At 71.1% G+C, this 14,504-nt stretch carries 12 protein-coding genes; all 12 read right to left on the bottom strand.

The window, feature by feature from the left end:
• Window positions 1-2: 2 nt before the first annotated feature.
• Entirely contained in the window at window positions 3-776 is a 774-nt protein-coding gene (locus ACF1GV_RS05965) for a rhamnogalacturonan acetylesterase (protein WP_391678246.1), read from the bottom strand.
• Window positions 777-911: 135 nt separating this feature from the next.
• Window positions 912-2,252: an ABC transporter substrate-binding protein gene (locus ACF1GV_RS05960; RefSeq protein ID WP_391678245.1), complete on the bottom strand. Its 1,341-nt coding sequence runs from the start codon at window positions 2,250-2,252 to the stop codon at window positions 912-914.
• Between the two features lie 48 nt (window positions 2,253-2,300).
• Window positions 2,301-4,295, bottom strand: a complete 1,995-nt coding sequence (locus ACF1GV_RS05955) for a pectinesterase family protein (RefSeq protein WP_391678243.1) — start codon at window positions 4,293-4,295, stop codon at window positions 2,301-2,303.
• Window positions 4,296-4,328: 33 nt separating this feature from the next.
• Window positions 4,329-5,870: a family 43 glycosylhydrolase gene (locus tag ACF1GV_RS05950; protein ID WP_391678242.1), complete on the bottom strand. Its 1,542-nt coding sequence runs from the start codon at window positions 5,868-5,870 to the stop codon at window positions 4,329-4,331.
• A complete protein-coding gene (locus tag ACF1GV_RS05945; RefSeq protein WP_391678241.1) occupies window positions 5,867-6,712 on the bottom strand; it encodes a PmoA family protein in 846 nt (281 codons plus the stop codon). The genes ACF1GV_RS05950 and ACF1GV_RS05945 overlap by 4 nt, the downstream gene beginning before the upstream one ends.
• Window positions 6,709-7,872, bottom strand: coding sequence for a Gfo/Idh/MocA family protein (locus tag ACF1GV_RS05940; protein WP_391678240.1), 1,164 nt, complete (start codon window positions 7,870-7,872; stop codon window positions 6,709-6,711). The genes ACF1GV_RS05945 and ACF1GV_RS05940 overlap by 4 nt, the downstream gene beginning before the upstream one ends.
• Entirely contained in the window at window positions 7,869-9,164 is a 1,296-nt protein-coding gene (locus ACF1GV_RS05935; protein ID WP_391678239.1) for a polysaccharide lyase family 1 protein, read from the bottom strand. The genes ACF1GV_RS05940 and ACF1GV_RS05935 overlap by 4 nt, the downstream gene beginning before the upstream one ends.
• Window positions 9,161-10,045 carry a carbohydrate ABC transporter permease gene (locus ACF1GV_RS05930; RefSeq protein ID WP_391678238.1) on the bottom strand — a complete coding sequence of 295 codons (885 nt, stop codon included), beginning with the start codon at window positions 10,043-10,045 and terminating at the stop codon, window positions 9,161-9,163. Before ACF1GV_RS05930 ends, ACF1GV_RS05935 begins: the two co-directional genes overlap by 4 nt.
• Window positions 10,042-10,974, bottom strand: a complete 933-nt coding sequence (locus ACF1GV_RS05925; protein WP_391678236.1) for a carbohydrate ABC transporter permease — start codon at window positions 10,972-10,974, stop codon at window positions 10,042-10,044. Before ACF1GV_RS05925 ends, ACF1GV_RS05930 begins: the two co-directional genes overlap by 4 nt.
• 82 nt (window positions 10,975-11,056) lie before the next feature.
• Window positions 11,057-12,790 (bottom strand): L-arabinonate dehydratase, encoded by a 1,734-nt coding sequence (araD, locus tag ACF1GV_RS05920; RefSeq protein ID WP_391678234.1) that lies wholly within the window; start codon window positions 12,788-12,790, stop codon window positions 11,057-11,059.
• On the bottom strand, window positions 12,787-13,698 hold the full coding sequence (locus ACF1GV_RS05915; protein ID WP_391678231.1) for a dihydrodipicolinate synthase family protein: 912 nt from the start codon (window positions 13,696-13,698) through the stop codon (window positions 12,787-12,789). The genes araD and ACF1GV_RS05915 overlap by 4 nt, the downstream gene beginning before the upstream one ends.
• Window positions 13,695-14,375 carry a GntR family transcriptional regulator gene (locus ACF1GV_RS05910; protein WP_391678230.1) on the bottom strand — a complete coding sequence of 227 codons (681 nt, stop codon included), beginning with the start codon at window positions 14,373-14,375 and terminating at the stop codon, window positions 13,695-13,697. Before ACF1GV_RS05910 ends, ACF1GV_RS05915 begins: the two co-directional genes overlap by 4 nt.
• Window positions 14,376-14,504 lie beyond the last annotated feature (129 nt).

The following is a 14,504-nucleotide window of genomic DNA, read 5'->3' as shown; positions in this document are numbered from 1 at the left end:
TGTCAGACGGTGGCGTCGGGCCAGGTGATCCACGACCCGGGGATCTCCTCGTCCAGCCGGCGCGTGTCGCGCGGCGCGAGCACCCGCGTGCGCAGCAGCTCACGCGCCACGAGACGGGCCACGGCGATCGCGCCGGGCGGATTGAAGTGCGTGTTGTCCTGTTCGGTCGCGGTCCAGTTGAAGTAGGTCTTGGTCTCCTCGACGCCCAGCTCCTGCCAGAGGGCGAGCGACAGCCGCTGGACGTCCAGCAGCGCAACCCGCTCCTCCTCGGCGAGCGCCCGCATGGCCGCCGGGTAGTCGCCGTGCGTCGGCTGCGCGTCGCCCGCGGCGTCGAACCGCCGCCGCTCCACGGGCGTGGCGAGCACAGGGCGCGCCCCGCGCTCCCGGGCCCCGTCGACATACCTGCGCAGGCACTCCCGGTACGTCGTCCACGGCTCGGTGTAACGGGTGGGATCGGTGGCCTTCTCGTCGTTGTGCGCGAACTGGACGACCAGGACGTCCCCGGGCCGGATCACGGAAAGGATGGCGCCCAGCCGCCCCTCGTCGATGAAACTCCTGGAACTGCGCCCGTTCATCGCGTGATCGGCGACGACGAGTTCCCGGTGCAGAAAGAATGGCAGAGCCATTCCCCACCCGGTCTCGGGCGCGGCATCGGCGTATTTCTGAGCGGCGGTGGAATCACCGGCGATGTAGAGGGTGCGGGAGGCCTTCGGCGAGGGAGCGGCGGCCACGGTGAGGGGAACGGCGGCAAGAACGGCTCTACGACTGAGGGACACGAACGGCACCTTTCAACGCAGGGTAAGTGGAACCGCCCGGGGGCGCGGGGCGGTATCGACATGCGGCTCCGCCGCGGGGGCGCGACCAGCCACACCGGATCCGCAGCCCCCCACAGACAGCAACCGGCCGAGCTCTCAGTGGTTGGCCTTCCAGTCGGCCTGAGCCTTGTTCAGCTGATCGGCGAGCGTGTCCAGGAACTGCTTCGCCGACATCTTCCCGAGCAGCACCTTCTGGAACCCCGGCTCGTTGTCGGCCTTGGAGATCGTGTTCCAGTCAGGCAGGTAGTACGGCAGCTGCACGATCGACGTGGAACCATCACTCAGTGCCGCGGCGGCCAGCTTCGTCGGCTCGGCCTTCTGGATCCACGCATCGCCGGAGGCCTCCGTGTTGGCCGGCACCTGCCCCGCCGACTCGTTGAACTTGGAGTTCTCCGCGTGGGAGAGCGCGAACTCGATGAACTTCCAGCCCGCCTCCTTGTTCTTGGAGCTCTTGAACAGCCCCAGTCCGTCGACCGGGTTGGAGACCTGGACCCGCTTCCCGCCCGGCCCGGTCGGCTGCGGAATGCCGCGGAACTTGGCCGCGCCGAGCGCCTTCACATGGTCCTGGTAGGAGCCCAGGTTGTGGTTGAGCATGCCGATCGTTCCGGAGTCCCACTGGGCGACCATCTTCGTGAAGTCGTTGTTCACATCGGCGGCCGGGGTGACCTTCTTGTAGAGCGCGGCGTACTTCTCCAGCGCGGCCACGTTCTTCGGGTCGTTCACCGTGGTCTTGTCGCCGTTCCAGAACGACGTGATCCCGGACTGCCCGTACATCGCGTCCAGCGCCTGCGCGATGGAGCCGGCGCCGCCGCGGATGGTGTAGCCGAACGCGTTCTTCTTCGCGTCGGTGAGCTTCTCGGCCGCCGTGTAGAACTTCTCCCAGGTGGTCGGCGCGTCCAGACCGGCCTTCTGGAAGAGGTCGGTGCGGTAGTACAGGACGCCGTTGTTGGCGGAGGTCGGGATCGAGTACAGAGTGCCGTCACCGCCGCCGGCGGCCTTCAGTGAGGCGACCATGTCCTTGTTCAGCTTGCCGTTCAGCGACGACTTGGCGAGCCGCTCGTCCAGCGGCTCCAGGGCGTTCTGCGCGGAGAACTCCGCGAGCATCGCCGCGCCCACACCGCCGACGTCCGGCAGGCCGCCGCCCTGGATGGCGGTGTCCACCTTGGACTGGTACTCCTTGGCGGCGATGCCGACGTACTTGACCTTGATGCCGGGGTGGGCCTTCTCGAAGTCGGCGATGACCTCCTTCCAGATGTCGGTGCGGACACCGCCGTTGTTGTCCCAGAAGACGATCTCGCCCTTGCCGCTGCCCTCGGACCCCTTGTCGCCGCCGGTGCCGTTGCCGTCGTCACCGCAGGCGGTGGCGGTCAGGGCGAGCACGGAGCCCAGGGCGACGGCCAGCGCGGCACGCCTGCTTCTGCGGTTTGTGATCTTCATTGATCGGCTCTCTTCTTCTGGATCAGCGGGATGTGAAGTGGTGGGGGGTCAGCGGCGGGCGAACGGCGCCCAGCCGTCCGTGCCGCGCAGATAGTCCGCGACGGTGTGCATGCGCGCGTCCGCGTCGCTCATCTGCGGTCGGTCGGCGGTGACGGCGGCTCCGGGGCCGTAGGTGTGGTACTCGGTGAAGCGGGCGTCCTTCCAGGAGAAGCCGCTCATGTCGGTCCAGGGTGCCGACTTGATCGCGGCGGGCAGCTCGGTGTCACGGATCAGCACCTGGCCGACGGCCTCCGGTTCCCCGCCCGGGTGCCAGGGCCGGCCGAGGTGGAAGGACTCCGCCGGCGCGTCGCTGACGATCTTCGAACCGGTGATGAGGAAGCCGTACGGGTTGCCGGACCACGTCGAGGCGGCGGTGACGTAGCCGTTGTTCGTGGTGGAACCGCGGCTCAGCGCCCGGATCACCGACCGCTCGATGACGGTGGTGGCCCGCCCGTAGAGGAAGTCGACGTCGCCCTCGATCAAGGAGTCGCGGACGTAGACGCGGCTGATCGTGGTCAGCTTCGGGCTGTCGGTCATCAGGGTGTCCTGATTGCCGAGGAACGCGGTGTCCTCGAAGACGATCCGGTCACCGGTGGTCTTCATGGCCAGCGCCTGCTCGCCGTTCAGCTCGACGGCGGCCTCGTCGAAGTCGTTGCTGAAGGTGAGGTGGCGGGCGGTGGTGTCGTTCGCGGCGATGCGGACGGTCGCACTGCCGGTGGAACCGCCGTACGCGGCCGGGGTGTCGTGGACGATCACCGTGTCGGAGCGCCGGTCCCCCGTCCCCACCAGCGTGACGTACGGCTTGCCGGCCGGGACGTAGACCTTCTCGCGGTACGTGCCCGGCGCGATCGCGATCGTCACCGGCAGGTCGTTGCCGTCGGGCACGGCGTCCACCGCGGCCTGCACGGTCGGGTAGGCGCCGGGGACCGGGAGCGTCACCGAGTCGCCGATCTGCTTCTGCGGGCCGGAGAAGCGGGTGACCAGGGCCGGGACGGCGGCCGCCGGGTCCAGCCGGTAGTCGTAGAAGTCCCGCGGGTCGAACGCGGTGCCCCAGGCGTCGGTACGGCCGGTGGTGTTCCGCAGGATCGATCCACGCTGCACCAGCTCGGCGGTGGCATCGGCCTGGTAGGGGTGCTGGACACCGTCGTAGTAGCTGTTCTCGATGACCATCTTCGTCCTGCCGCGCGACCAGTTCCCGTACGTCCACACCGGGTCGCCGTCGGCCACCTGCCCGGAGAGGTAGTTGTCGTACAGGTGGGCGTAGGCGCAGTTGTCGGCGGACGGGTTGCGCTGCTTGGTGCCGGAGAACCAGTTGTGGTCGATGGTGATCTGCGTCTTGACGTCGGTGGTCCAGCCGATCCCGAACGCCTTGTTGTGGTTGCTGAACCGGTTGTAGGAGACGGTGATGTACTGGCTGTCCTTGCGGATGTCGAGCAGGCCGTCGCCCATGTGCGTCAGGCGGTTGTGGTCGATCCAGACGTGGTCGACGGTGTCCATCTGGATGGCGTCGAAGTCGGTGGTCTTGCCGTCCCAGTCGCCCTCGACATAGGAGTCGCGGATCGTCAGGTTGCGGATGATGACGTTGTGCGTGCCGGGGTTCAGGTGCAGTTCGCCGTGGACGATCTCGCCGGTGTCGCCGACGCCGACGATGGTCTTGTTCGAGCCCACGACGATGTCTGAGCCGAAGGGCGCGACGGCGATCGCACCCTTGACCCGGATGATGTACGGCTCCGGGGCGGCCGCGTACCGGGCGAGCGAGGCCTGGTCGGTGACGGTGACGACCTTGCCACCGGCGCCGCCCGTGGTGCCGCCGGCGAGGGTGGCGAAACCGTGCGGCTGGTCGGTCCAGCGGTCGGCGGCGGCCGCGGAAGAAGAGGCGGGAGGCGTGACGGTGGCGGCCTTGGCCTCGCCGAGGGCGCCGAGACCGAGGGCGGCGACCTGGCCGGTGACGGCGACCAGGACGACACCCGCTCTCGGCAAGCGCTTGCTAGGGACGTGCGGCATTGCGGCTCCCAACAGGCGTACGGGGTACGGACATCACAGGGCGGTGATACGGAAGTGCTCGAAGGTCGCCGCGCCGGCGTGTCCCGTTCCTTCCGGGGCGAGCGCGAACAGGCCGAGCAGTGCGCCGACCCAGCGCCACGGGGTGGCGGCGAAGACGGGGCCGGAGGGCGTCGGCCCCGCCCCGGTGTCGTAGAAGAAGCGGCAGCGCGCGCCGGCGCCGATCTCGATGCGCAGCCGGACCCGGCCCTGCGGGGCGGGACGCGGGTGGGCGGCGTCCCGTTCGGCCTCCGCGACGGGCTCGGCGAACCGGTGCACCAGCTGCACGCCGCCGTCGGTGCCGCGCTCGAGCCCGATCCAGCCGAACGCGTCCCCGAGCACCGCGAGCCCGGCCCGGGCCCCCGGCTCCTCGGCGTCCAGGCGCAGCTCGACCTCGACGGCGCTGGGCAGGCCGGGCAGCCGCTGGGTGAGCAGGTTCGGCAGCGTGCGCAGATCGTGCGCGTCGGCGGAGCGCACGCAGGTCAGCCGCAGGCCGTCGCCGGAGTGCTGGGTGGCCCAGCCGTCATGGGGGTACCCCCTGCTCGAGCGAAGCCGAGAGCTTGGGGGAGGGTTGGCGGTCCACTGCCACTGACGTCCGTACCGTCCGCCGGGGAAGTCGTCGTCGGTGGCGGGCGCGGCCGGCGGCTGCGGCGGCAGGGCGGGCCTGGGGTGCACGGTGACGGGGGCGCCGTCGTTCCCGAGCACCGGCCAGCCGTCGGTGCCCCAGCGCATCGGCTGGAGGTGCACGACCCTGCCGTAGGCGCCGCGCTGCTGGAAGTGCACGAACCAGTCCTCGCCCGCGGCCGTGCGCACCCAGCCGCCCTGGTGGGGGCCGTTGACGTCGGTGTCCTTCTGTTCCAGGACGATCCGCTCCTCGTACGGGCCGAAGAAGTCCCGCGCGCGGAAGGCGCCCTGCCAGCCGCTCTCCACTCCCCCGGCGGGCGCCAGGATCCAGAACCAGCCGTCGTGCCGGTAGAGCTTGGGCCCTTCGAGGGTGAACCAGCCGGGGATGCGGTCGGCGTCGACGATCAGCTTGCCCTCGTCGAGCAGCGAGGTGGCGTCGGGGTGCATACGGTGGCCGGTGAGGCGGTTCTTCACGCCGGCGCGGGACCTGGCCCAGGCGTGCACGAGATAGGCCTCGCCGCTCTCGTCGTCCCACAGCGGGCAGGGGTCGATCAGGCCCCGGCCGGCCTTCAGCAGGTGCGGGCGGGTCCACGGGCCGCGGATCTCGGGCGCGTTGACCTGGAAGATGCCCTGGTCAGGGTCGCCCCAGAAGATCCAGAACCGGCCGTCGTGGTGGCGGATCGACGGCGCCCAGACGCCGCAGTCGTGCCGGGGCCGGGCGAACTCGGCTTCCGGCTCGAGGCGTTCGAGGGCATGGCCGACCAGGGTCCAGTTGACGAGGTCCCGGGAGTGCAGCAGGGGCAGGCCGGGGGCGCGGCCGAAGCTGGAGGCGGTGAGGTAGAAGTCGTCGCCGACGCGGACCACGTCCGGGTCGGACCAGTCGGCGTTGAGGATGGGGTTCTGATACGTGGTCACTGGGCGACTGCCTTTCCGACCAGGGCGGCCGCCTCGTCCCGGTCCGGCCTGCCGTCCGCGACGACCGTGACGATCCGCCGTACGACGGTCTCACCGGCCGGGACCGTCAGCCGCTCGGTGGACGCCAGCGAGGAGCCGACGCCGGGGTACTCGGTGGCGCGCACGAACCACGGGTCGCGCCGGGTCGCGCCGGTGGCACCGGCGAAGACCAGCGTCCAGCCGGAGCCCGCGAGGGCCAGCCAGTCGGCACGGCGGCCGTGCACCGCGTCCTCGCCCTCGGCGTCGGCGGTGAACACCCAGGGCGGCCCGGCTTCCTTGCGGGCCCGCCAGAAGAAGCCGCCGTACGCGGCGCCGGGGCGGCCGTTGGTGGCGGGGCTGCCCAGGGACAGCGGGCCGGGGGTGACGTTGGTGAGGGAGAAGGTGAAGTCCAGCGCCCAGGCGGTGGACGTGAGAGGGGTGGCCGCGACCGTGCGCCGCTCGCGCAGCAGCTCCGCACCGGCCGCCACCCAGCGCAGCTCCTCGACGAAGCCGTCCGGATCGCGCAGCGCGAACGCGGTGTGCCGCTGGGCGCCGTGGTTGTCCAGCTCGGTCGGGCCCTTCTCGCGCAGGAAGGTGCGCCCGCCCCAGAAGTTGTGCCCCTCGACGTCGGGAACGGCGACACCGACGCCGAGGTGGTGTGCGTGGTCGGCGGGGGTCAGCTCGGTGACCGTGGTGCCGGCCAGGGTGGTGACGGGGTGCAGATAGGGGCGCGGGGAGAGCCGGGCGGGCAGCTCGGGACGGATGACGTAGCGGCCGACGGGACGGCCGGCGACCCGCAGGACGGCGCCGTCGTGGGCGGTCATCGGGTGCTCACCTCTCTCGGCAGGGCGCTCGGGGCCCAGGGGGCGCCGAGTTCGGAGTACAGGGCGAGGGTGTCGGCGGCGGCCGCGACGAGGCCGTCCACGCCGCGCACGACCCGGCGGCCCTCCTCGGGCAGCAGGTGCCAGGCGCCCGCGGGCAGCGGGGCCGGGTCGGGGGCGAGCCGGATCCGCTCGACCACCTTCATGAAGGCGCCGGTCGCGTCCGGCGGGACGAGCAGGCCGGCGCCGTGGGTGAGGTGCTCGACGAGGTTGGCGAGCAGGTCGGTGCGGCCGTACTCGAACTCCTCCGGGCCGTGGCCGGCGCGCTGGAGCAGCACCCGGTCCTGCTTGTACCAGAAGGTGATCCGGCCCCGGCTGCCGTGGACCAGCACGTACGGCTCGTCGGGCTGCTCGGCGCACAGGGTGGCCGCGACGACGACGCGCCGGCCGCGTGCGGTGGTGATCCGCACGCAGGAGGTGTCGTCGGACTCGATGGCGTTGGCGCGCAGCAACTCGGTCTCGATGCCGGTGACGTCCTCGGCGCGCACCGAGCCGTCGAGGGCGAGGGCGGTGGCGACGGCGTGCGCGAGGGGGTTGGTGAGCACCCCGTCGACCACGTCGGTGCCGTCCAGCCGCCGCCGGCCCGCCCAGGGCGCCCGCCGGAAGTACGCCTCGGCGCGGGCCCAGGCCCCGGCACCGCCCACGCCCTCCACCTCGCCGATCACGCCGTCCGCGAGCATGTCCCGGATGGCGGGCAGGGCGTGCGAGCCGAGCGACTGGAAGCCGACCTGGCAGGCGACACCGGCCCGCGCCACCCCGTCGGCCATCCGCCGGTACTGGGCGTACGAGGGTGCGGGCGGCTTCTCCAGCAGCAGGTGCACGCCCCGCTCGGCGGCGGTGAGCGCGAGGTCGGTGTGGGTGGGGATCGGGGTGCAGATGACGGCGATCCGGGCGGCGGTGGCGTCCAGCAGGGCGCCGAAATCGGCGGACTGCTCGGGGGCGCCCAAGCCGTCGGGGATCTCCCGCGGGGTCAGCGGGGTCAGCTCGCAGATTCCCACGAGCCGGACCAGGCCCCGGTCCTGGAGGCGGCGGATGTTGTCCAGGTGCCAGCGGCCGTGACCGCGGGCGCCGGCCAGCACGACCGGCACGGGTGCCGTGGTCATCGGATCCTCCCCGCGCCCGCGCCGCGCGCCACCGCCCGGTCGGCCACCGCGGCGCTGTCGACCGGCCCGTGCAGGGCGGGGGTCCAGCCGACGTCGGCGGTCAGATCGCGTTCGCTGCCGGAGTTGTAGGCGTTGTAGAGGGTGAGCAGGTCGACCGGGTAGCCGTTGAAGAGGGTGCCGCTCGCGTGCAGCGCGCTGCCGTTCCAGCTCTTGACCAGGTCGGCCGCCTCCACATGGTTCGGGGTGTGGAAGGCGTTGTTCTCGGCGTGGATGCGGGACTCGGTGGAGACGCCGATGGAGTAGCGGTACTCGCCGTCGTCGGGGACCACGTACCGGTTGTCGTAGAGGTGCACCTGGCCGAAGCGGACGCGCGGGGCGCGCTGCACGACGCCGTCGAACTCGTTGTGGTGGAGGGTGACCCGCAGCTTGCCGCGGTCACCGGTGACGTTGTCCCCGTTGCCGATGAGCATCGCCTTGTCGTGGTCTGCGAACCGGCTCCATGAGACGGTGACCAGGTCGGAGCCGTTCGTGATGTCGAGCAGGCCGTCGTGGCGCAGGTAGTTGCGGGCGAAGCAGGTGGGCTCGTCGGCGTCCGGGTGGCCCTTGTCGGAGGCGGTGACGTGGTCGACCCACACATGGGTGGCGCCGTTCAGCCACAGGGTGTCGTACGCCGCCTTCCAGTCGCCGAGGCCACCGGAGTTGGGCTGCCAGACGGGGAAGCAGTCGTAGGCGTCGCGCAGTTCGACGTTGCGGACGATGACGTTGTCGGCGCCCCTCACCTGAAGGCTCGCGCCCTTGAGGACGGCGGAGGAGCCGAGGCCGACGATGGTGGTGTGGGAGCCGACGGTGAACACGACCCGTTCGGCCTGCCGGGCCGCGGACGCCTGGCGCGCCTCCTCCTGCGGGCCGCTCGGCTTGGCCGCGCCCCAGCTGCGGGGGTCGTACGCGGCGAGGTACCGCTTCGGGTCGTAGCCGCCGGTGGCGTAGTCGGCGCAGTCGAGGTGCCGGCCGCGGTCGTCGGTGTTGGCGTCGATGGTCCCGGCGACCTTGATGATCTTCGGGGTGTCGCTGCCGCCGTCGAGGGCGCGCACCAGGCCGGCCCGGTCGGTGACGGCGTACACGTGGGCGTCGTCGGCGGCGGCGCCTCCGGTGGTGCCGGTGCCGTAGGAGGCCCAGCCGTCGTTCGGGGCGAGGGGGTCGCGACTGATGTCGTGGACCTGTTCGCCGGCGTGGGCGGGCAGGCAGAACGTGCCCAGCAGTGCGGCAGCCAGAGCGAACTGACGAAGCCTCATCCCTTCACCGCCCCGGCGCTGAATCCGGTGATGAGCCACTTCTGGATGAACGCGAACACGATGACCACCGGGACGGCGGCGATGATGCCGCCCGCGGCCAGCGCGCCGAGGTCGACGCTGTCGGCGCTCATCAGGGAGTTGAGGCCGACCGGGATGGTCTGCTTGTCCTGGTTGTTGAGGAACATCAGGGCGAAGAGGAAGTGGTTCCAGGAGTGCACGAAGGCGAAGGAGCCGACGGCGATCAGCCCCGGCCGCAGCAGCGGCAGCACGACGACCCGGAAGGCCCGCAGCCGGTTGCAGCCGTCGACCCAGGCGGCCTCCTCCAGGGAGTACGGCACGTTCTTGATGAAGTTGCTGATCAGGATCATCGACAGCGGCAGCTGGAAGACCGTCTCGGCGATGATGACGCTGCCCAGCGAGTTGATCATCTTCAGTTCGGCGAAGATCTGGAACAGCGGCACCAGCAGCAGTGCGCCCGGCACGAACTGCGAGCACAGCAGGGCCAGCATGAAGGCGCGCTTGACCTTGAAGTCGAACCGGGCGAGGGCGTAGCCGCCGGCCAGCGCCACGACCGTGGTCATCACCAGGGTGGCCAGGCCCACCAGCACGCTGTTGCCGAAGTAGGTGCCGAACGAGCGTTCCGTCCACACCTTCTCGAAGTGGTCGAAGGTCAGCGGCCACGGCACCAGCGAGGTGGAGCCGGCGGGGCGCAGCGCGAACAGCAGGATCCAGTAGAACGGGACCAGCGTGAAGACCAGGTAGACCGACAGCGGCAGGTAGATCTGCCGGCGCGGGGCCTGGTCCCAGGGACGGCGCCGCCCGCGCGGCCGGGTCGGTTCGGGCACCACACGCTCGGGTGCCGGAGCGATCTCGGTGATCACTTGTCGCCTCCGAACTTGCTCAACCGCAGGTAGACGATCGAGCAGAAGAGCAGGATCACGAACGCGACCGTGGTCAGGGCGGACGCGTAGCCGAAGTTGTGGGCGTCGACGGAGGTGTGCGCGATGTACAGCGGCAGCGTGGTGGTCTCGCCGGCCGGCCCGCCGCCGGTGAGGGTGTACAGCAGGTCGACGTTGTTGAACTCCCACACCGCGCGCAGCAGCGTGGACAGGACGATCGCGTCCTTCAGATGCGGCAGTGTGATGTGCCAGAACTGCTTGAGCCGGCTCGCCCCGTCGACCTCGGCGGCCTCGTACAGGTCCTTCGAGACGGACTGGAGGTCGGCGAGGATGAGGATCGCGAAGAACGGCACGCCGCGCCACAGGTCGGCGACCACGGCGGCCGGGAAGACGGTGGAGGTGTCCGACAGCCAGCTGGTGCCGTAGGAGCCGATGCCCATGTCGGCGAGGTAACGGGTGATGCCGGTCTGGGAGTTGTACAGCAGCACCCAGATCGCGGAGGTCAGCACGCCGGAGACCGCCCACGGGGAGAACACCAGGGCGCGTCCCAGCGACCGGCCCACGAAGGTCTGGTTGACGATGAGAGCCAGCGCCAGACCCAGCAGCAGCTGAAGCCCGACCTCGACGACGACCCACTTGGCGCTGAAGGTCAGCGTGTCCCAGAACTGCGGGTCGTCGGTGAAGGCGTGGGTGAAGTTGCCGAGGCCCGCCCAGCCGTTCCGCCAGGGCTTGGTGGGGTTGTAGTTCTGCAGGCTGTAGTAGAAGACGCTGATGACGGGGTAGGCGATGAAGCCGAGCATCAGCAGGGCGGCGGGCGCGATCAGCAGGTACGGCAGCCTGCGCGGCGTGGCGGAGGCATGGCGCCGCCTCGGTGGCGCGGGCGGTTTCGCCACGGCTGCGGCTTGGGCCATGACTGTTCTCCGTTCTGGTACGTCGTGCGGGAAGCGCTTTCTCGGGGTGCAGCGTGGAGCAGGGCGACGGGGAATGGGGGGTTCAGCCCGCGTACGGGTCCTGCACCGTGCCGGGCCGGGCCAGGAACGCGAAGTCACAGCCGGTGTCGGCCTGGGTGATCTGCTCGTTGTAGAGCGCTCCGTAGCCGCGTTCGTACCGGGTGGGCGGCGGCGTCCACGCGGCCCGGCGGCGCTCCAGCTCCTCGTCGTCCACGTGGAGATGGAGGGAGCGGGCACCGACGTCGAGGGTGATCAGGTCGCCGGTCTCGACGAGCGCGAGCGGTCCCCCGACGTAGGACTCGGGGGCCACGTGCAGCACACAGGTGCCGTAGCTCGTGCCGCTCATGCGGGCGTCGGAGATCCGCACCATGTCGCGCACACCCTGCTCGAGCAGGTGCCGCGGGATGGGCAGCATGCCGTACTCGGGCATGCCCGGGCCACCCTTGGGGCCTGCGTTGCGCAGGACGAGCACGCTGTCGGCGGTGATGCCGAGCGCGGGGTCGTCGATGGTGCGCTGCATGGTCCTGTAGTCGTCGAAGACGACCGCGGGGCCGGTGTGCTTGAGCAGCTGCGGCTCGGCGGCGATGTGCTTGATGACGGCGCCGTCCGGGCAGAGGTTGCCGCGCAGTACGGCCACCCCGCCCTCGCTCGCGACCGGGTTGTCGCGCTGCCGGATGACGTCGTCGTCGTGCACCTGCGCCCCGGCGAGCTGCTCGCGCAGGGTGTCGTGGGAGACGGTGGGCCTCTCCAGGTGCAGCAGGTCCGTGATGCGGGAGAGGAAGCCGGGCAGGCCGCCAGCGAAGTGGAAGTCCTCCATCAGGTACGTCTGGCCGCCGGGGCGGACGTTGGCGAGGACCGGGACCGTGCGGGCGATACGGTCGAAGTCGTCGAGGGTGAGGGTGACGCCCGCCCGCCCGGCCATGGCGATCAGATGGATGACGGCGTTGGTGGAGCCGCCGAGACCGAGGACGGTGGTGACGGCGTCCTCGAAGGCCTCCCTGGTGAGGATGTCGCCGATCCCTCGGCCCCGGTGCACCAGGTCGACGGCGGTCATGCCGGCCTTGGCGGCCATCCGGTCGTGCCCCGAGTCCACGGCCGGGATGCTGGACGCGCCCGGCACGGTGACGCCGAGGGCCTCGGCGGCGGCGGTCAGCGTGGACGCCGTACCCATGGTCATGCAGTGGCCGGGCGAGCGGGCCAGGCCGCTCTCCAGTTCCTGCATCTCGCAGTCGCCGATGAGGCCGGCCCGCTTGTCGTCCCAGTACTTCCACATGTCGGTGCCGGAGCCGAGGACCTCGCCGCGCCAGTGGCCCGGCAGCATGGGCCCGGCGGGCACGAAGACGGCGGGCAGGCCCGCAGACGCGGCGCCCATGAGGAGAGCGGGCGTCGACTTGTCGCAGCCGCCCATCAGCACGGCCCCGTCGACCGGGTACGACCGCAGCAGCTCCTCGGTCTCCATGGCGAGGAGGTTGCGGTAGAGCATCGGGGTCGGCTTCTGGAAGGTCTCGCTGAGGGTGGAGACCGGGAATTCGAGCGGGAAGCCTCCGGCCTGCCACACCCCCCGCTTCACGGCCTGGGCGCGGTCGCGCAGGTGGACGTGGCAGGGGTTGATGTCGGACCAGGTGTTGAGGATCGCGACGACCGGCTTGCCGAGGTGCTCCTCGGGCAGGTAGCCGAGCTGGCGGGTGCGGGCGCGGTGGCTGAAGGAGCGCAGGCCGTCGGTGCCGTACCACTGGTGGCTTCTGAGTTCCTCGGGCTTCTTGCGGGGCGCGTTCATATGGACCACCCGGCGGCGAGGGCGGCGACCTCCGCGCGTTCGTGCTCGGGCAGCGCTCGGCTCGGCGGGCGTACGTCGCGGCGGCACAGGCCGAGGGAGGCGAGGGCCTCCTTGACGACGGTGACGTTGTTGGCGCTGCCGTTGGCGGCGCGCAGCTCCTCGAAGCGGCGGATCTGCTCCCAGACCTTCATGGCGGCCGGGTAGTCACCGGCGCGCAGGGCCTCGAGCATGTTGCGGGAAACGGCCGGGGCGACGTTGACGAGCCCCGAGGTAAAGCCGGTGGCGCCGGCGGAGAAGTAGGACGGCGCGTACGGCTCGGCGAGGCCGGCGATCCACACGAAGCGGTCGAGGCCCGCGTCTCGGGCGAAGGCTGCGAAGCGGGCGGCGTCGGGAACGGCGTACTTGACGCCGATGACGTTCGGGCAGACGTCGGCGAGTTCGGCGAGGCGGGCGCCGGTGAGCTGCGCGTTGCGGATGTAGGGCACGACGCCCAGCTCGGGGACGGCCTCGGCGATGGCGCGGTGGTAGTCGACCCAGCCGGACTGCGAGACGTAGGGGTGGACGGGCTGGTGGACCATCACCATCTGCGCGTCGAGAGAGCGGGCGTGGCGGGCGGAGGCGACGGCGGTGGGCACGTCGTGGCCGACGCCGACGAGGATTGCGGCACTCTGCCCTGCCTCCTCGACGGTCAGCTCGGTGACCTGGCGGCGCTCGTCGGGGGTGAGGGCGTAGAACTCGCCGGTGTTGCCGTTGGGGGTGAGGGTGGTGATGCCGCCGTCGAGCAGGCGACGCAGCAGGGCCCGGTGGGTGCCGGCGTCGACGGTGCCGTCCTCGGCGAACGGGGTCACCGGGATCGCCACCACGTCGGCCAGGGCCGCCCGCTGGGTCTCGAACGCCACGCTGCTCATGCCTGACCTTCCTGGTCCTGGACCTGCTCCTCGGTGAGGGGCTCGGCCTCGGGGAACGCGCGCCGGACGAACGACGCGATGTGGGCGTGCAGGGCACGGCCGGCGCCGTCCGCGTCGCCCGCGAGGGCGAGCCGCAGGATCTCGCGGTGTTCGGCGGCCTCCCGCTCCCAGGAGGGGTCGGCGGCCCAGGCGACGGCGGAGACCAGGGCGGCCTGGTCGCGGACCTCGTCGAGCATCCGGCCGAGCAGCGGGTTGCCGCACGGCAGGTACAGGGCGCGGTGGAACTCCCGGTTGGCGAGGGAGCGTTCGGCGGTGTCGGTGGCCTCGTCGGCGCGGGTCAGCGCGGCCTGGGCGGCGTCGAGGGAGGCGCCGCGCGTGACGGCCCGCTTCAGCGCCTCGGGTTCGAGGAGCAGCCGGACGTCGTAGACCTCGCGCGCCATGTCCGCGTCCACCATGCGCACCGTGACGCCTTTGTACTGGCTCATCACGACCAGTCCGGTGCCGGCCAGGGTCTTGAGCGCCTCGCGCACGGGCGTCTTCGACACTCCGAACTGCGCGGCCAGGTCGGTCTCGACGAGGGCCTGCCCCGGCGTCAACCGGCCGGTGAGGATGCGGCGTTTGATCTCCTCCAGCACGAACTGCGTGCGGGAGGGGATCGGCGTGGGCACAGAGGTCATGCGCGCCTCTCGGATCTTCGCGGGACCCGGGGTCTCGCGTATGGGATCTCACGTATCGCGTCTCATATATGACGTACGAGGTACGACGCGATGACGGTAGGAGTGCGCGGATGTTTCGTCAATGCTTCT

Origin of the sequence: Streptomyces sp. NPDC014006, assembly GCF_043088925.1 — a bacterium.
GTDB lineage: Bacteria > Actinomycetota > Actinomycetes > Streptomycetales > Streptomycetaceae > Streptomyces.
Note: the sequence above shows the minus strand (reverse complement) of the source record. Positions and strands in the feature narration are given on the sequence as shown.